Annotated in this window: 6 protein-coding genes; 2 read left to right on the plus strand and 4 right to left on the minus strand. The window is 69.2% G+C overall.

Annotated elements, in window-relative coordinates; all coding sequences use genetic code 11:
* Positions 1-179: 179 nt before the first annotated feature.
* From ABT342_RS27015 to ABT342_RS27030, 4 genes are all read right to left on the minus strand, one after another.
* Complete coding sequence (locus tag ABT342_RS27015) at positions 180-1664, minus strand: peptidoglycan D,D-transpeptidase FtsI family protein (RefSeq protein ID WP_351579088.1); 1485 nt, start codon at positions 1662-1664, stop codon at positions 180-182.
* 80 nt (positions 1665-1744) lie between these two features.
* Positions 1745-3190 (minus strand): MFS transporter, encoded by a 1446-nt coding sequence (locus tag ABT342_RS27020; protein ID WP_351579091.1) that lies wholly within the window; start codon positions 3188-3190, stop codon positions 1745-1747.
* Positions 3191-3273: 83 nt separating this feature from the next.
* Complete coding sequence (gene amaB, locus ABT342_RS27025) at positions 3274-4809, minus strand: L-piperidine-6-carboxylate dehydrogenase (protein WP_351579094.1); 1536 nt, start codon at positions 4807-4809, stop codon at positions 3274-3276.
* Positions 4806-6005 (minus strand): aminotransferase class V-fold PLP-dependent enzyme, encoded by a 1200-nt coding sequence (locus ABT342_RS27030; protein WP_351579097.1) that lies wholly within the window; start codon positions 6003-6005, stop codon positions 4806-4808. The genes amaB and ABT342_RS27030 overlap by 4 nt, the downstream gene beginning before the upstream one ends.
* Before the next feature lie 225 nt (positions 6006-6230).
* Here ABT342_RS27030 and lat point away from each other — a divergent pair, with 225 nt between their 5' ends.
* Together lat and ABT342_RS27040 are read left to right on the plus strand one after the other, a co-directional pair.
* On the plus strand, positions 6231-7595 hold the full coding sequence (lat, locus tag ABT342_RS27035; RefSeq protein ID WP_351579100.1) for an L-lysine 6-transaminase: 1365 nt from the start codon (positions 6231-6233) through the stop codon (positions 7593-7595).
* Positions 7596-7656: 61 nt separating this feature from the next.
* Positions 7657-18804, plus strand: coding sequence for a non-ribosomal peptide synthetase (locus ABT342_RS27040; protein ID WP_351579103.1), 11148 nt, complete (start codon positions 7657-7659; stop codon positions 18802-18804).
* Positions 18805-18845 lie beyond the last annotated feature (41 nt).

Genomic DNA, 18845 nt, shown 5'->3' on the forward strand with positions numbered 1-18845 from the left:
CGTCATCCTCTGCTTCCATGCGGCTGTCGCTCGTACCGCACCTGCACCGCGCAACCCCCCTCAATGGAAAGACAGGATGGCTCCCACCCCTTTGCGGGGGCGGGAGCCATCCTGTCACCGGGCGCTCTTCTGCCGATCTCCACCGCATCACCTGTCCGGGTGATGCGGCCTCGGCCGGCTCACTTCTGGAGGACCGCCTTCATCACGTTCCGCGCGATGGGGGCGCCCAGGCTGCCGCCGGAGATGTCCTCGCGCGAGATGTCCATGTCGGTGGGGTCGATGAAGACGGCCACGGCCACGGACGTACCGTCGGACTTCTTGCCGTACGAGACGAACCAGCCGTAGGGAACCAGCTTCTTCACGTCCACGCCGCGCTGCGCCGTCCCGGTCTTGCCGCCGACGGTGATGCCGTCGATCTGGGCCTTCCTGGCGCTGCCCTCTCTGGCGGTGTGCTCCATCATTTCCTGGACCTTGCGGGCGGTCTCGGCGGAGACGGCCTGGCTCATCTCCCGGGGCTCGTGCTTCTCCACGGTGCTCAGACCGGGGGACTGCAACTCGTCGACGATGTACGGCTGCATCAGCTTGCCGTCGTTGGCCAGCGCCGCGGTCACCATGGCCATCTGCATCGGGGTGCTGGTGAGGCTGCCCTGCCCCATGCCGGTCAGCGCGGTACCGGGCTTGTCCAGGTTCTGCGGGTACAGGCCCTTGACGGCCCGCAGGTCACCGAAGTCGTCCGAGTAGACGTCCTTGTTGAAGCCGAACTTCTCGGCCGTCTCGCGCATCTTGTCCTGCCCGAGCTTCGCCGCCGCGTCGAGGAAGACGTTGTTGCAGGAGTGCTGCATGGCGGTCTTCAGGGACGCCTTGTTGCACACGGCGTCGCCGGCCTCGCTGCCGACCTTGTGGGTCGACTGCGGCAGCTTGTACGGAGACGCCACGCCCGAAGGGGCGTCGATGTCCGTGATCACACCGTGTTCCAGGGCCGCCGTGGCCGTGAGGATCTTGAAGGTGGAGCCGGGCGGGAAGGTCTCGCGCAGCGCGCGATTGGCCAGCGGCTTGCCCTTGTCCGCGTTGAGCGCCTGGAACTTGTCGCTGTCCTTGAACATGTTCCCGGCGAAGGACGCGGGGTCGTAGGACGGCGTCGAGACCAGCGCGAGCACCTTCCCCGTCCGCGGGTCGAGCGCCACGACCGAGCCACGGGCGTTCAGGTCGGTGAGTCCCTTGTACGCGGCTTCCTGCGCCTTGGGGTCGATCGTCGTGATCACGGCCCCGCCGCGCCGCTCCTTGCCGGTGAGGACGTCCGTGAAGCGCTGGAACGCGAGCCGGTCGTCCTGGCCGCTGAGCACGCTGTCGTACGTCTTCTCCAGCAGGGACATGCCCACCGCCTGGGAGGCGTATCCGGTGACCGGGGCGTACATGGGGCCGTTCTTGTACGTGCGCCGGTACATGAACTCCGCGCCGTCGACCTTCTGCGAGCCCGTGATCGGTGCGCCGCCCACGATGATGTCGCCGCGTGGCGTCGCGAACTGCTCGATCTGCACGCGCCGGTTGTTCTTGTGCGTGGCGAGCTTCTCGGCGTCCACGTACTGGAGCCAGTTGGCCCGGAGCAGCAGCGCGAGCATCAGAAGCCCGCAGAAGATGGCTATGCGCCTCAGCGGCTTGTTCACGAGGCACCACCTCCGATGATTCCTTCTAACGGAGCTGATCGTGCCTGGGGCGGCGGAGTGGAAAGCACCATGCCAGCACTTTAGTTGAGCAAGCTGTGGTCCTCGTCGGCGGAGCTGCCCACCGGCCCCGCCGTGCTCCGGGTCAGATGGCGCTGGGCGGGCAACACGGTCGCGAGCGCCGCGAGCGCCAGCATGATGACGGCCATGGCCCGGAACGCGTTCGCGTAGCTGTCCACGAGCGCGGCGGGGGAGCCGGCCGTGTCGTCCGTGGTGAGGGTGAGCAGCACGGCGAGGCCGAACGCTCCGCCGAACTGCCGCGTCGTGTTCACCAGCCCGGACGCGGCACCGGCCTCGGTGGGCCCGACCCCGGAGGTGACGGTGGTGGTCAGCGGGGTGCTGACCAGCCCGGCGCCGAACGAGATCACCACGGCCGGGCCGAATATGCCGTCGAGGTAGCCGCTCTGCGGAGTGATGCCGCTCTGCCACAGGAAACCGACCGCGGCGATGAGCGCGCCGACGGCTATCAGGGTCCGCGCCTGCGCGTACCGCATCAGCCTCGGCGTCACGAACAGCCCGACCAGCAGCATCACCACGGTGTGCGGCAGGAACCCCAGGCCCGTCTCAGCGGCGCTGTAGTGCAGTACCCCCTGCATGGTCAGGGTCAGGAAGTACCAGATCGGAATGTGGAAACCGGCCCCGGCCAGCATCATCGCCAGGTTGCCCCAGCCGACTCCGGGCAGGGTGAACAGCCGCGGCGGGATCAGCGGCTGTGCGGCGAACCGCTTCTCGACGACCACGAACGCGGCGAGGGCGACGGTCCCGCCGGCCAGCGGCAGGGCCGCGGCGGGGTCGGTCCAGTCGTGCGAGCGGGCCTGGGCGATGCCGAGGGTGAGCAGGGCCAGCCCGGCGGTGGCCAGAACCGCGCCGGGCAGGTCGAGCCGGCCCTGACGTCGTGGACCGTCACGCCGGGCGAGCCTCCGGGCGGCGTACAGCAGTACCGGAATCCCGATCGGCACATTGATCAGCAGAACCGACCGCCAGGACAGGTACTCGGTCAGTACGCCGCCGAACACGTTGCCCGACGCCCCGCCGACCAGGCTCACCGCGGTCCAGAGCGCCAGCGCCCTGGTCCGCCGGTGACCCTCGGGGAACGTGGTGGTCACCATGGTCAGGGCCAGCGGGGCGAGTACGGCCGCGCCGACGCCCTTGGCCGCCCGCGCCGCGATCAGCGTCGCCGGGTCGGTCGCGAGTCCGCCGATCACACCGGCGACGACGAACACCGAAAGACCGCCGACGAAGACGCGCCGGTGCCCGTACAGATCGCCCAGTCTGCCGCCCAGCAGCAGCAACCCCGCGAACGCGAGGGCGTAGCTGCTGACCACCCATTGCAGGTCGGCCGGGTCGAAACCGAGATCGGTCTGCATCGAAGGCAACGCCACGGTGATCACCGAGACGTCGAACAGCACGATGAACTGCGCCGCGCACGCGAGCGCCAGCGTCGTCGTGGCCGTCGCTCCGCCACGCATGTCGTCCCCCAGACAGAATCGTTTCCGCCATCGCGGTGCCGAGTTGCTCCCCCGACCCCTCCGCACGTTCCCGCCGTTCGGCCCTACTGGGAGAAGTCCACCCCCTGCGCCAGCGCCACCTGCCCGGAGTAGTTCACCGTGTTGGTCGCGCGGCGCATGTAGGCCCGCCAGGCGTCGGAGCCGGACTCGCGGCCGCCGCCGGTCTCCTTCTCGCCGCCGAACGCGCCGCCGATCTCCGCACCCGACGTACCGATGTTGACGTTGACGATGCCGCAGTCCGCGCCGTCGGCGGCCAGGAACCGTTCGGCCTCGCTCTGGTCGGAGGTGAAGATCCCGGACGACAACCCCTGCGGTACGTCGTTGTGCAGCCGGATCGCCTCGTCGAGGTCGCTGTAGGTGAGGACGTACAGGATCGGCGCGAAGGTTTCCTCACGTACGACGGCGGTCTGTGCGGGCATGCGGACGATGGCGGGCCGGACGTATCCCGCCTTCGGCGCCGCCTCGACGAGCTCCCGTTCGCCGCCGGTGCACAGGGTGCCGCCCTCCTCGGCCGCGCGGTCGAGGGACGAGCGCATCCTGGCGCGGGCCGCTTCGTTCACGAGCGGCCCGACCAGGGTCGTGTCCTGGAACGGGTCGCCGACCGGAAGCCGGGCGTAGGCGGCGCAGAGCCGTTCGACAAGGGTGTCGGCGACGTCCTCGTGCACGATCAGCCTGCGGAGCGTGGTGCACCGCTGGCCCGCCGTGCCCGCGGCGGCGAACACCGCGGCGTTCAGGGTGAGGTCGAGATCCGCCGACGCGGTCACCACGGCCGCGTTGTTCCCGCCGAGTTCCAGGATGCTGCGCCCGAACCGGGCAGCCACCCGGGGCCCCACCGCGCGGCCCATGCGGGTCGAGCCGGTCGCGCTGATCAGCGGCACCAGCGGCGAGTCCACGAGCCGCGTGCCGGCTTCCGCCGCACCGAGCACGACCTGGTTGAGGTTCGCCGGGGCGCCGGTCTCGGCGATGGCGCGGTCGAGCAGCGCGGTGCAGGCCAGCGCGGTCAGCGGGGTGAGCTCGGACGGCTTCCACACCACGGTGTCACCGCAGACCAGGGCCACCGCGGTGTTCCACGCCCACACGGCGACAGGGAAGTTGAAGGCACTGATCACCCCGACCACGCCCAGCGGATGCCAGGTCTCCATCAGCCGGTGGCCGGGGCGCTCGGACGGCATGGTGCGGCCGTAGAGCTGCCGGGACAGACCCACCGCGAAGTCGCAGATGTCGATCATCTCCTGCACCTCGCCGAGTGCCTCGGAGCGGATCTTGCCGGCCTCGACGGTGACCAGGTCGGCGAGGGACTGCTTGTGCTCCGTGAGCAGCTCGCCGAGCCGCTTGACCAGCGCGCCCCGCACCGGTGCCGGGGTCGTCCGCCAGGCGTGGAACGCCGCCTGCGCGGTCTCGACGGCCCGGTCGACGCCCGCCGGGGTGTCGGCGCGCAGGCCGAACAGGTCCTCGCCGGTGATCGGCGTACGGGCGGTCAGGGCGTCGCCCTTGAACGTGGAGAGTGCGACTCCACAGTGCGCCAGAGCGGCCTCCGCCCTGGCGCGGATGTCGTCGGTACTGCTGACGGACCGGGTCATGGGTTCCCCATCAATTCCTTGAGCGCTGCGGTCAGGACATCGATCTCGGCTTCGGTGTTGTAGAAGTGCGTCGAGACCCGGAGCAACGGCTGATCCGGCCGCTCGACGACGGACGTCTCGATACGGAAGCGCTCCCAGAGCCCGCGGCGCAGTGCGGCCGCGTCCGTTCCCGCGGGCAGGCGGAACGCCACCATTCCGCCGGACAGATCCGTCTGCTCCGGGGTGACCGGTTCCATTCCCTGCCAGCCGGTGAGGCGTTGGCGGGAATAGTCCGCCAATGCGCGCATGCGCGCACGGATCCGGTCGTGCCCGAGGGCCGCCTGGAAATCGATGGATTCCGGCACCGCGAGCCACGGGCAGATGTCGCGGGTTCCCTCGCATTCGAGCCTGCGCAGCCGCGGTGTACTGCCGAATTGATCGCGCTCGTCGGCCGGCCCGCTCCCCGGCGGGGGCTGATACGCCCAGCTCACTTGCATCGGCCGGAGACTGTCCTCACGGCCGGCGCCGATGTGCAGAAAGCCGACACCGGTGGGCGCCAGCAGCCATTTGTGCCCACTGCCCGCATAGAAGTCGCACGGTATGTCGGCCAGATTCAGGTCGGTGAACGCCGGTGCGTGGGCGCCGTCGACCACGGTCACGATTCCGCGGCTGCGGGCCTCTTCGCACAATTCCTTGGCGGGCAGGACGAGTCCGGTCGAGGAGATGACGTGGCTGAAGAACAACAGCCGGGTCCGCGAGGTCATCGCGGCGGTCGCGGCGTCGACGATCTCGCCGGGAGCGTCGGGCCGGGGCGGCAGGCGAAAGGTCTTGAGTTCCAGTCCGTACTGGTCGGCCATTCGCTCCCAGCACCACCGCATCGGCGTGTACTCGTGGTCGCTCAGCAGGATTTCGCCCGGCGCCGCGAGCCGCAGGGACGACGCCACCAGATTGACGGCCCCGGTCACGTTGGTGGTGAAGGCGAGCCGGTGCGGATTTCCCCCGAGGAAGCCGGCCAGGCGCTCGCGTGCCTGCCACAACAGCGGAGGAACGCGGCGTAACAGGAAGTCCATCGGTTTATGGGCGAGGTGGCCGCGGAGGCTGGTGACGCGCTCGAAGGCGCGGCGGGGCAACGGCCCGCCGGAGCCGGTGTTGAGGTTGACGACGGTGGGGTCGAGCAGCATCTGTTCACGGGCACTGCCCCAGTCAGCTTCGGCCATGCCGGTGATCATAACTGTTTTACCTGTTTCTGGAATGTAACGCGAACAGTTCTCCGGTTGGCGTATCTGTGCAGGTTGCGGCCTTTCGCAAGAGAATCCTGAGAGTTGTGGAAGAGGGCTGCAAGAGTTGCCGAAGAGGGTCGTGAGAGTTTCCCGGCGAAGAATGTGTTGACCGGTCATGCCACAGGAGTGTTCACGCAGCACATCCAGCGAACTGGAGGGGCCATGTCTCTCGAAGGCCATCCCGACTACGACATTCCGGCAACACCAGACCTGGAAGCACGGGACGTGCATCGCGCGCTTGAGCCCCATGTACTCGTGGACGGCTACGAGTTCGTTCTCGATTTGTCCGCCAGTTCAGGCGGCTGGCTTGTCGACGGTGTCACCGGAAACCGATATCTGGACCTCTTTTCCTTCTTCGCGTCGGCGCCGCTCGGTATCAACCCGTCCTGCATTGTCGACGACCCGGAATTCATGCGGAAGCTTGCTGCGGCAGCCGCGAACAAGCCGTCCAACCCGGACCTGTACACGATTCCGTACGCCGAGTTCGTCAGGACGTTCGCCCGGGTGCTCGGTGACCCGCTGCTGCCGCACCTGTTCTTCGTGGACGGCGGGGCGCTGGCCGTCGAGAACGCCCTCAAGGCGGCATTCGACTGGAAGGCGCAGAAGCTGGGCCTCGACGAGCGGGCCGTCAGCGACCTCCAAGTACTCCACCTGGAACGGTCGTTCCACGGCCGCAGCGGTTACACCATGTCGCTGACCAATACCGAGCCGATGAAGACCGCCCGCTTCCCCAAGTTCAGCTGGCCACGGATTCCTTCCCCCGCTCTCCGGTATCCGCTCACCGAGCACGCCGACACGAACCACGAGGCCGAGCGGCGGGCACTGGAGGCCGCCGAGGCGGCGTTCCGCGCCGCGAACGGCATGATCGCCTGCTTCATCGCCGAACCGATCCAGGGCGAAGGCGGGGACAACCACCTGAGCGTCGGCTTCCTCCAGGCCATGCAGCGTCTCTGCCACGAGAACGACGCCCTGTTCGTGCTGGACGAGGTCCAGAGCGGCTGCGGGATCACCGGCACCGCGTGGGCCTACCAGCAGCTCGGCCTGCGGCCCGACCTGGTGGCGTTCGGCAAGAAGACCCAGGTGTGCGGCGTCATGGGCGGCGGCCGGATCGATGAGGTTCCCGACAACGTTTTCACCGTCTCGTCCCGGATCAGCTCGACCTGGGGCGGCAACCTCGCCGACATGGTCCGCGCCACCCGGATACTCGAGACGATCGAGCGCACCGAGCTCCTCGACGCCGTCGGCCGGCGCGGCAAGTACCTGCGTGACGGCCTCGAAGCCCTGGCCACCGAGCACCCCGCCGTCGTGACCAACGCCCGTGGCCGCGGTCTGATGTGCGCGATCGACCTGCCGGACACCCGGGTCCGTGACGACGTCCTGCGCCGGATGTACCAGGAGCACCAGGTGATCGCTCTGCCGTGCGGCGACCGCAGCCTTCGGTTCCGCCCGCCGCTGACGATCAGCGAGAGCGAGATCGACCGGGCTCTCGAGGCACTGGCGCGCAGCGTCGAGATGCCCACCGCCTGACGCACCACGCGTAGCCCGCGTTCATATCCCGGCACGACGGAGAGCCACGGAGAGCCTACGTATGATGTCAGCACGGTACCCGACGACAGCCGCGGACTGGTCCGCCCGCATTGATGGCGTATCGAGCGAGCGCTGCGATCTGGAAATGCTCCTCAAGGACGAGTGGCGCAACAAGATCGCGGTACGGGACGACGATCCTGGAATTCGGGCGACGAAGCACCAGGAATTGATTATCGGCGGGCAGGACTACACCACGCTGAAGGAGTCGCTGCGCGACGACAGCGAGGTGTCGATCGGTGCGTTCGCCCTCGCCGCGCTGCACAGCGTCATCCGCGCCTACGGCCACGGAAGCCGGACGGTCGCCGCGCTCGTCGACACCGTGGGAGTGGCCGAGGTGCGGCGTGCCCGCGTCCTGCCGGTCGTCGTCGACCACGACGAGCAGGCGGCGCTGACCTGTCGCGCGGCGGTGCGGGAGCTCGACGCGTCGCTGCGCCGCAAGGACGCGTACGTGCGCGTCGACGAGGTCCTTCAGCGGGGCCTGTTCGACGCTCTGCTCGTGCTCGCCGATCGCGAACCGGCCCTGGCAGAACTGCCGTCGACCCCGCTCGCCCTGATCGTGCGGGACGACGAGGCGGACGGGTGCCTGCGGTGGACGATGTGCTACGCCGAGGACCTGTTCGAGGACAAGACGATCGCCGGCGTGCTCGACGTCGTGCGCGAGGTGCTCGGCCAGTTCGTCGGCCGGCCCGGACAGCGGGTCGCGGAGATCGAGCTGGTCTCGGAGGCGCAGCGGGAGCAACTGCACAAGTGGAACGCCACCGACGGGGACTTCCCCGTGGGCAAGCGCCTCAACGAGCTGGTCGAGGACGCCGTACGGCGCTCGCCGGACCGCGAGGCCGTCGTCTTCGGCGACACCCGGCTGACCTACCGCGAGGTCAATGAGCGCTCCAACCAGGTGGCGCACTGGCTGATCGGCCCCGAGGTGGGCGTGCGCCGCCAGGAGCTGATCGGGCTCTACCTCGACAAGAGCGACCTGGGCGTCGCGGCGACGCTGGGCATCTGGAAGGCCGGCGCCGCCTACGTGCCCATCGACCCCGCCTACCCGGCCGAGCGCGTACGCTTCGCCGTCGCCGACACCGGGCTCTCCGTCATCGTGACGAACCGCCACCACTCCGCGCGCCTGAGGGAGCTGCTCGGTCCGTCGCACACCGATGTGCGCCTCGTCGAGGTCGAGACCGTACTCGAGCGGCAGGCCGGCGCCGGAAGCGCGGTGCGGGAGAACCCGCGACTGTCCCTGGAAAGCCAGGACCTCGCCTACCTCACGTACACCTCCGGCACCACGGGTGTGCCCAAGGGCGTCCCCAAGTACCACGACAGCGTGGTCAACAGCATCACCGACCTGTCCGAACGCTACGACATGCGGCGGCCCGGACAGGAGCGGGTCGCGCTCTTCGCGTCGTACGTCTTCGAACCGCATCTGCGCCAGACCCTGATCGCGCTCATCAACGAGCAGACCCTGGTGATCGTCCCCGAAGAGGTCAGGCTCGACCCGGACCGCTTTCCCGAGTACATCGAGCGGCACGGCGTCACGTACCTCAACGCCACGGGATCAGTCCTCCAGCATTTCGACCTGCGCCGCTGCACGAGCCTCAGGAAACTGCTGCTGGTCGGCGAGGAGCTGACGGCGGCCGGGCTGCGCCAGCTGCGTGAGCGGTTCTCCGGGCGCATCGTCAACGAGTACGCCTTCACCGAAGCCGCCTTCGTCACCGCCGTCAAGGAGTTCGCCCCCGGGGTGACCGAGCGCAGGGACCGAAGCATCGGCCGGCCGGTGCGGAACGTCAAGTGGTACGTCCTGAGCCAGAACCTCAAGCAGCTGCCGATCGGCGCCATCGGCGAGCTCTACATCGGGGGCAACGGCGTCGCCCCCGGCTACCTCAACCGCGACGACCTCACCGCCGAGCGGTTCACGGCCAACCCGTTCCAGTCGGAGCAGGACCGGATGCGTGGGCAGAACGCCCGCATCTACAAGACGGGTGATCTGGCCCGCGTACTGCCCTCCGGGGAAGTCGAGTTCATGGGCCGCAGCGACTTCCAGCTGAAGCTCAACGGCGTACGCGTGGAGCCCGGCGAGATCGAGGCGCAGGCGACCGAGTTCCCGGGTGTGCGCAAGTGCGTCGTCGTGGCCCGCGAAGGCGCGAACGGCGCGGGCGACCGTCATCTGGTCGGGTACTACCTGACCGAGCCCGGGGCGGAGGTGACCGAGGACGAGCTGCTCGGGTTCCTGGAGCAGCGACTGATACGGATCATGGTCCCGGCCCGGATGGTCCGTCTCAGCAGCATTCCGGTCAACGTCAACGGCAAGGTGGACTGGCGTGCGCTGCCCGACGTGGACATCGTCCGCGCCGCGCCCGCCGCTGCGCAGGCGAGCACGTCCGGCGGTACGACCGACGCGCTGCGCGGGATCTGGAGCGAGGTCCTCGGCCTCCCGGCCGAACGGATCGGCGACCGGGACGACTTCTTCCGGCTCGGCGGCCAGAGCATCTCCTGCATCCTCCTGATCGCGCGCGTACGGCAGAGGCTGGGCGTCGCGGTCGGCGTCGAGGACGTGTTCACACTCAGGACACTGGGCGGGCTGGCCCACCACCTCGACCAGCAGCGGCGCAGCGAGCCGGAGACCGGGCAGCCGCCGGTCACCGAGGACGTCGCGGCCGGGGGCGAACCCCTCACGCTGCGCGCCAATGGTCTCCAACAAGGCCTGCTCTACCACGCGTTGAAGAGCAGGAACGGCGACGACGCCTATGTGATGCAGTCGGTGCACCGCTACCGGTGCGCCATCAGCCCCGAGCTGATGCGGGAGGCGTGGCAGCACGCCCGGCGCAAGTACCCCGCGCTCCGGCTGCGCTTCGAGTGGGCCGAGGAACCGCTGCAGATCATCGACCACGACGACAAGCCCTTCGACTGGCGGTACGTCGACCTGAGCGGCGTGGCGGACCCCGCCGAGCAGGACGCGCGGATCAAGGAGCTGCAGGAGCGGGACCGTACCGAGCCCTACGAGCCCGCGGCCGGCCGGATGTTCCGCGTCTACCTGGTCCGGCAGCGCGAGGACCTGTACTCGCTGATCTTCAGCTGCCACCACCTCATCCTGGACGGCTGGAGCTTCCCGGTCCTGCACGACGACGTGCACCGCATGTACCTGCGACTCGTCCAGGGCGGCACGATCGAGCCGGAGACGGACCGCGCGTACGTGGCCGCGCAGCGCCACTGGGAGGCGCACCGGGACGACCACGTGGAGTACTGGACACGCCAGATCGAACGCGTCGACGAGCGCGGCGACTTCGGCGGTCTCGTCAAGGAGGACATCCGCTACCAGGTCGCGCTGAGCGACTACGACCACATCCGCGAGCACCGCACCAAGAAGCTCGGTCTCGGCGCGGAGCTGACGAACGCGCTCAAGGCGGTGTGCGCCGAGGGCTCCGTGACCCTCCACTCGGTGCTGCAGTTCGTGTGGCACAAGGTCCTGTACGCCATGGGCGGCGGGAACACCACGGTGGTGGGGACGATCGTCTCCGGCCGGGACCCCCACATCGACGGCATCGAGAACTCGGTCGGCCTGTTCATCAACTCGCTGCCCCTGATCGTCGACCACGACGACCAGGCCGCCAAGAGCGTGGGCGCGGCCATCACCGAGATCCAGTCCGCTGTGAACACGATGAACAGCAGGAGCGTCGTGGAGCTCGGCCGGCTCCAGACCGGCGGCATGAAGCGGCGCCTGTTCGACACCCTCCTGGTCCTGGAGAACTACCCGCGCCTGCTCGCCGAGGACGAGGAGCTGGAGCACGACGCGCTCCTGCGCTTCGAGAAGGGGTACGACGCCGACAAGGTCGACTACCCGCTGGCCGTCGTGGCACGCGAGGAGGGCGACGAGCTGACCGTCACCCTGTGGTACGCGGGCGAACTGTTCGAGGACAGCACGATCGACACCCTGCTCGACACGACCCGCACACTGTTCTCCCAGGTGGCCGAGGACGTCGCGCGGCCCGTCGACGACCTGGAGTTCGTGTCGCCGGCGATGATCGAGACCTACGACGCGTGGAACCGTACGGAGACCGCGTTCCCGGCCGACAGGACGCTGCACGGGATCTTCGAGGAGATGGCGGCGGCCTGGCCGGACGAGATCGCGGTGGTGTACCGCGACATCCGCCTGACGTACCGCCAGCTCAACGAGCGCGCGAACCAGTTGGCCCACCACCTGCGCTCGGTCGCCGAACTGAGGCCGAACGACCTGGTCGCCCTCGTGGTGGACAAGAGCGAGCTGATGATCACCGCGATCCTGGCGGTGTGGAAGACCGGCGCGGCGCACGTGCCGATCGACCCGGCCTACCCCGACGACCGCATCGCGTTCATGTGGCAGGACACGAACGCACGACTCGTCCTCACGGGCGAGGCCCACGGCGAGCGGCTGCGCGGCCTCGCGGACCTGCCGGTCCTCGACATCGAGCGACTGCCGCTGGACGAGCAGCCCGCGCACGACCCGGTCACCGACGTCACCAGCACCGACCTGGCGTACGCCATCTACACCTCCGGCACCACCGGCCGGCCCAAGGCGGTCCTCGTCGAGCACCAGGGCGTGGTCAACCTCCAGGTCTCCATGGCGAAGCTGTTCGGCCTGGAGAAGAGCAGGCGCGACGAGGCCCTGCTGTCCTTCTCGAACTACGTCTTCGACCACTTCTACGAGCAGATGACCGACGCCCTGCTCAACGGCCAGAAGCTGGTGGTCCTCGACGACACCATGCGCACGGACGCCGAGCGGCTCTACCGGTACATCAACGACGAGCAGGCCACCTACCTCTCCGGAACGCCGTCGGTGCTCTCGCTGTACGACTACTCGACGACCCCCTCCCTGACCCGCATCGACGCGATCGGCGAGGACTTCACCGAGCCGGTGTTCAACAAGATCCGGGGCACGTTCAAGCGCACCATCATCAACGGGTACGGCCCGACCGAGATCTCGATCACCAGCCACAAGCGGCTGTACGGGGTGGACGAGCGGCGCGCCACCAAGAGCATCGGCCACCCGGTCGCGAACACCGCCTGCTACGTGCTCAACAAGTCGATGAAGCGGGTCCCGGTCGGCGGCATGGGCGAGCTCTACATCGGCGGTGTCGGCGTCGCACGGGGCTACCTCAACCGGGACGAGCTGACGGCGGACCGGTTCCTGGACAACCCGTTCCAGACGCCCGAGGAGCGCGAGGCAGGGCAGAACGCGCGCGTCTACAAGACCGGCGACCTGGTCCGGTGGCTGCCGAACGGAGAGCTGGAGTGCCTCGGCCGTACCGACCTCCAGGTCAAGATCCGCGGACAGCGCGTCGAACTCGGCGAGGTCGAGGCGGCCCTGTCGTCGTACCCCGGCGTGACCCGGTCCCTGGTGATCGCCCGCGAGCACCGCTCGACGGCGTCCGCGGTGTCCCAGAAGTACCTCGTCGGGTTCTACGTCTGCGACCGCGACCTCGACGAGCAGGACGTGAAGCACCGGATGCGGGAGAAGCTGCCCGAGGCCATCGTGCCCGCCCGCATCCTGCGGATCACGGACATCCCGGTGACACCGAGCGGAAAGCTGGACACGAAACGGCTCCCGGAGACGGACTTCGGGGCGGGCGACAGCACCGATTACGTCGCCCCCGCGAACGACGTCGAAGTCAAGCTGTGCGGTATCTGGTCCACGGTGCTCGGCGTGGCCCCGGACCGCATCGGTGTGCACGACGACTTCTTCGCACTCGGTGGCGACAGCATCCGCGCGATGGCGCTCGCGCAGGCCATCACCACCAGCTTCGGCCGCGGCCTCGGCGTCGCGACCGTGCTCCAGCACACGACCCTCGGGGCACAGGCGAAGCACATCCAGCAGGCGGCCGCACACGCGGACGACGAGCACATCGAGGCGGCGGCCGGACGCGTCTCGGGCGAGTCACTCGTGTCGCTCGCGCAGGAGCGTCTGCTGTTCATCGACGAGTTCGAGGGCGGCACCGCCGCCTACAACATCCCCTTCGTCCTGCGCCTGGAGACCGACGAGTCCGTCTCGCGCGAAACGCTCGACCGGGCCCTGCGTACGCTGCTGCGCCGCCACGCGGCGCTGCGCACCCTGCTCGGCATGGGCGAGGACGGGGTCCGGCGGCCGTACGTGGTCCCCGAGGACGACGCCTCGGCGATGTTCGGCGTCGGCGAGCACGTGGTGGACGACGTCACCGAGCTGGACGCACGGCTCGTGGAGCACGCCGGTCACGTCTTCCGGTTGGACGAGGAACTCCCCTTCCAGGCCGCCCTGTTGACGCTCGCCGAGGCTCCCGGAACCGTCTACCTCAGCCTCGTCCTGCACCACACGTGCTTCGACGGCTGGTCGTGGAACGTGTTCCGCGAGGAGCTGGCGGCCCTGCTGCGGGGCGCGGACGAGTCGGAGCTCGCGCCCGTCCGCGCCACGTACGCCGACTTCGCCGTGTGGCAGCGCCAGTACCTGACCGGGCGGCGCGTGGAGGCGCTGACCGCGTACTGGACCAAGGCGCTGGCGGGCTTCGAGACCGTACGGCTGCCGCTGGACCACCCGCGTCCGCCGCGCTTCGACCACCGGGGCCGCGAGGTCGAGTTCGCCGTCGACAGGGCCACCAGCGAGGCGCTGCGGGGCCTCGCCCAGTCGGCCCGGGTGAGCCTGTACAGCGTGCTGCTCGGCGCGTGGTGCCTGATGCTCAACGCGTACACGGGCCAGGACGACTTCGTCGTCGGCACCCCCTCCGCCAACCGCGGCCGCCCCGAGTTCGACCGCACGGTCGGCTTCTTCGCGAACCTGCTCGCGCTGCGCGTCGGCGTCGACGCGGACGCGCGCCTGCTCGACTACGTACGGTCGGTCGGCGAGGGCGTCGTGGCGGCGCAGGTGAACGGGGAGCTGCCGTTCGAGCAGCTCGTCAAGGAGCTGGACCCGGACAAGGACCCGAGCCGCCACCCCGTCCTCCAGATCAACTTCACCCTGCAGAACGTGACGGACGGCCCCCTCCGCGCCCTGGAGTACAAGCCGGACGCCGGGGGCTGGACGGCCACCAAGTTCGACCTGTCGGCGACGCTGACCGAGACCCCGGAGGGCCTCGCGGGGAACCTGACCTTCGCCGCCTCGCTCTTCGAGGACGCGAGCGTGGACGGTTTCGTCGCCACGTTCCGGCACGTCCTGACCGAGTTCGCACGCCTCGCCCCGCTCGGGGACGGGGCCCGGCTCGCGGACGTCTCGCGCCTCGACGCGGCGGGCGAGGCGGAGCTGCTGGCCGACGCCGGGAACGAGGAGGCGCCGGCCGGTCCCGCGCGCACCCTGCATGCGGTGTTCGAGGAGATGGCCGGGACCTGGCCGGACGAGATCGCGGTGGTCCACGGCGACACACGGCTGACGTACCGCGAACTCAACGAGCGGGCCAACCGGCTGGCGCACTACCTGAGGTCCGTCGTCCAGCTGCGGCCGAGTGACCTGGTCGGCCTGGTGCTGGACAAGAGCGAGCAGGTGATCATCGCGATCCTCGCGGTGTGGAAGGCCGGGGCGGCGTACGTGCCGATCGACCCGGGCTATCCCGACGAGCGGGTCGCGTTCATGCTGGAGGACACGCGGGCCCGGCTCGTGGTGGCCAACCGGACCCATGGCGAGCGCCTGCGCCGTCTGCCGTGCGCGGCGGAACTCCACGTGGTGGACATCGACCGGCTCCCGAAGGGCTACCGGTCCGCCGAGAACCCCGTCACTCCGGCGACCGCTGCCGATCTGGCGTACGCGATCTACACCTCGGGCACCACCGGCAAACCGAAGGCCGTACTCGTCCCGCACCGCGCCGTGGACAGCTTCCGGGAACAGCTGCGCGGACGCTACTTCGGGAGCCCCGACCAGTCCCGGCACGGGGTCCTGTTCCTCGCGAACTACGTCTTCGACTTCTCCGTCGAGCAGATGGCGCTGTCGATCCTGGCCGGCCACACGCTCATCGTCCCGCCGGCCCCACCCGCGCACGACGACGGCTTCTACGACTACGCGAACCGTGCCGGGCTGACGTATCTGAGCGGTACGCCGACGCAGATCCAGCAGTTCGACCTCGCGCGCCTGGAGCATCTGCGCTGTGTGCTCGTCGCCGGAGAGGCGTTCAACGAGCCCCACTTCGAGAAGATCCGGCGCGAGTACTCCGGACCGATCATCAACGCCTACGGGACCACGGAGACGGCCGTCTACAACACGGGCCGCCGCTTCGAGCCCGGTGAGCCCTACCGCAACACCTTCGGCAGGCCGCTCGGCAACACCCGCCTGTACGTGCTCGGCGACTCGATGCGGCTGCTTCCCCCGGGAGCGGCCGGAGAGCTCTGCATAGCCGGGGAATGCGTCACGGACGGGTACCTCAACAGGCCGGACCTCACGCGGGAGCGGTTCCTGCCGAACCCGTTCCGGACCGAGGACGAGCGCCGTGACGGCCGGTGCGCGGTCGTCTACCGCACCGGTGACCTCGTCCGGCGGACCCGCGACGGCGAGATCCAGTACATGGGACGCAACGACGCGCAGGTCAAGATCAACGGCCTGCGCATCGAACCCGGCGAGGTGGAAGCGGTCCTGGCCGCCTGTCCGCAGGTGCGGGAGTGCGCCGTCATCGCGGCGGCGGACGAGCGCTCACCGGACAGCAAGCGGCTCGTCGCCTACTACGTGACGGAGGCGCACACGCCCGTCGACGAGGACGAGATCTTCACCACCCTGCGTGCGAAGCTCATGCCCAGCATGGTGCCGTCGCTGCTGGTGCGACTCGACGGGCCGCTGCCGATGACCGTCAACGGGAAGCTCGACACCAAGGCCCTGCCCCAGGTGGGCCTCGCGGCGAAGCGGGCGGCCTACGCGGCTCCGCGCAGCCGTACCGAGGCCCGGCTGTGCCAGCTGTGGAGTGCGCAGCTGCCCGGCGGCTCGGTGGGCATCGACGACGACTTCTTCCGCTCGGGCGGCGACAGCATCAGCGCCCTGCACCTGGCGAGCCAGGTGCAGCGGGAGGTCAAACGCAAGGTCGGCGTCAAGGACATCTTCGACTTCCCCACCGTCCGGCAGCTGGCGGACAACGTACTGGCCGGACCGGAGCGCGGGCACGGTACGGCGGCGGACGACGGTCGTGAGGCGCCCGAGCAGGGCCCGCTGAGCGGCGACTGCCCGCTGCTCCCCATCCAGGAGTGGTTCTTCGCGAAGCCGCTCGCGGACCGGGGCCACTGGAACCACAACTTCGCCGTCAGGACCCCACCGCTCGACCTGGCGAAGCTGCGCCGGGCCATGACGAAGCTCGTCGGCCACCACGACGCGTTCAGCCTGCGGTACTCCGGGTTCGACGGCGAGGGCGCAGGAGTCACCCAGACCTACGGCGACCGCCGCCCGGACATCGAGCTGCACGAACTCGACGTGACGGGCATGCCGGACGAGGAGATCAGCCGTCGGCTCATGGCGTGGCAGAGCGGTTTCGACCTCGAACACGGCCCGACCGCCTGCGCGGCGTACCTCCACGGGTTCGACGACGGCACCGCGCGGGTCTGGTTCGCCATGCACCACCTGATCGTCGACACCGTCAGCTGGCACGTCCTCTCCCAGGACCTCGAGATCCTGTATCACGACGGTGAGCTGGAGGAGAAGACGAGCAGCTACCGGCAGTGGGCCAGGGCTCTTCGCCGGTACGTCCCCGGCGACGACGAGCGGCGACTGTGGGCGGAGATCACCGAGGGCATGGCATCGGCGGCCCCGGGCGAGCTGTCGGTCCGGTCGCCCGGCGCGGCCACGCACCGCGAGGAGTTCGCGCTGAGCCCGTCGGACACCCGGGCGCTGCTCACCGAAAGCCACTGGGCCTACGACACCACCATGAACGACCTGCTGCTGACGGCGACCGGATGCGCGCTGCGCTCGATCACCGGACTGGCGACGAACCACATCACGGTCGAAGGACACGGCCGCGAACTGTTCGAAGGAGCACCCGACGTCCGGGACACCGTCGGATGGTTCACGACGATGTACCCGCTGGCCGTCGAGGTGGACCACCAGGACCTCGGCCGCAGCATCCTCGGGACGAAGGAGGCCTTCCGCCGGGTGCCGCACCACGGAGTGGGCTACGGTGCCCTCTTCGGCAGGTACGGCAGCGAGCGGGCGCCCCTTCCGCCGGTCAGCTTCAACTATCTGGGGCGGTTGTCCGACGAGGGCGGGCCGGCGGCGCCGGAGCAGCCGGCCGGCTGGCAGCTCGACTCGGCGATGTCGGGCAGCAACATCTCCGACCGTAACCGGGGAGCGGACCAGTTCAGCGTCGACGTGACGATGAGGTGCACCGGCGGCCGTCTCGTCACCGTCGTCGACAGCCGCCTGGACCAGGCCACCACCCGGCGGTTCGCGACCGAACTGAAGGCGTGGCTGGAGCGGTTGGTCGCGCACACGTCGACCGTGGCGCCGGGCGGATCACGTCACGCTCAGGCAGGCCCGCGGACGGCACCCGAGGACGCCTTCGAGCCGTACATCCTCGTCGACGAGGACAGCGCGGAGCACACGCTCTTCGTCTTCCCGCCCGGCGAGGGCGGGGCCGAGAGCTACCTGAGCAACATCGCGCAACGGCTGCCCGGACACCGGCTCGTGCTGTTCAACAACGTGCACCTGCACTTGCCCATGGAGTCGTTCGAGGCCCTGGCCCGGTACTACCTCGACCACATCCGGGAACTGCAGCCGTCCGGCCCGTACAGCTTCCTCGGCTGGAGCTTCGGAGGGGTCCTCGCCCTGGAGGTGTCACTGCAGCTGGCACGCGCGGGCGAGAAGGTCGACAACCTGCTCCTCATCGACTCGTACTTCAACATGCGGCACGCGTCGGCCGCCATCGGGCTCCCCGGTGTCGAGGACATCCTCGATCCGATCAACTACCACTACGTACCGAGCCGGGCGGATCTGGAGGGCCTGGGCGCGGGCATCGGAAACCTGCTGATGTTCAAGGCGGGCGAGCCGAACGAGATCGTCCGCGACGACCAGCAGCGCCGGCTGTTCGACTTCTACCAGCGGTCGCCGTACAACGGCCTGGACACCCTCCTGCCGGCCGAGTCGATCGAGATCCATCCGCTGCGCGGTGAGACCCACCATTCGTGGGTACGCAACGAGCGGCTGGTCGCCGATATGTGTGAACGGATCTCGGCGACGCTGTCGGATGCCTGGTGAACAGGCCGAGCCACGCGCCGCGTCCAGACAATGTCCAGCCA

Origin of the sequence: Streptomyces sp. NPDC000410 (genome assembly GCF_040300305.1) — a bacterium.
Lineage (GTDB): Bacteria > Actinomycetota > Actinomycetes > Streptomycetales > Streptomycetaceae > Streptomyces.

Excerpts from the sequence above, each read along its gene's own strand:
- ABT342_RS27020 (WP_351579091.1), bottom strand. The coding sequence starts at position 3,190 with ATGCGTGGCGGAGCGACGGCCACGACGACGCTGGCGCTCGCGTGCGCG.
- amaB (WP_351579094.1), bottom strand. The coding sequence starts at position 4,809 with ATGACCCGGTCCGTCAGCAGTACCGACGACATCCGCGCCAGGGCGGAG.
- ABT342_RS27030 (WP_351579097.1), bottom strand. The coding sequence starts at position 6,005 with ATGGCCGAAGCTGACTGGGGCAGTGCCCGTGAACAGATGCTGCTCGAC.
- lat (WP_351579100.1), top strand. The coding sequence starts at position 6,231 with ATGTCTCTCGAAGGCCATCCCGACTACGACATTCCGGCAACACCAGAC.
- ABT342_RS27040 (WP_351579103.1), top strand. The coding sequence starts at position 7,657 with ATGATGTCAGCACGGTACCCGACGACAGCCGCGGACTGGTCCGCCCGC.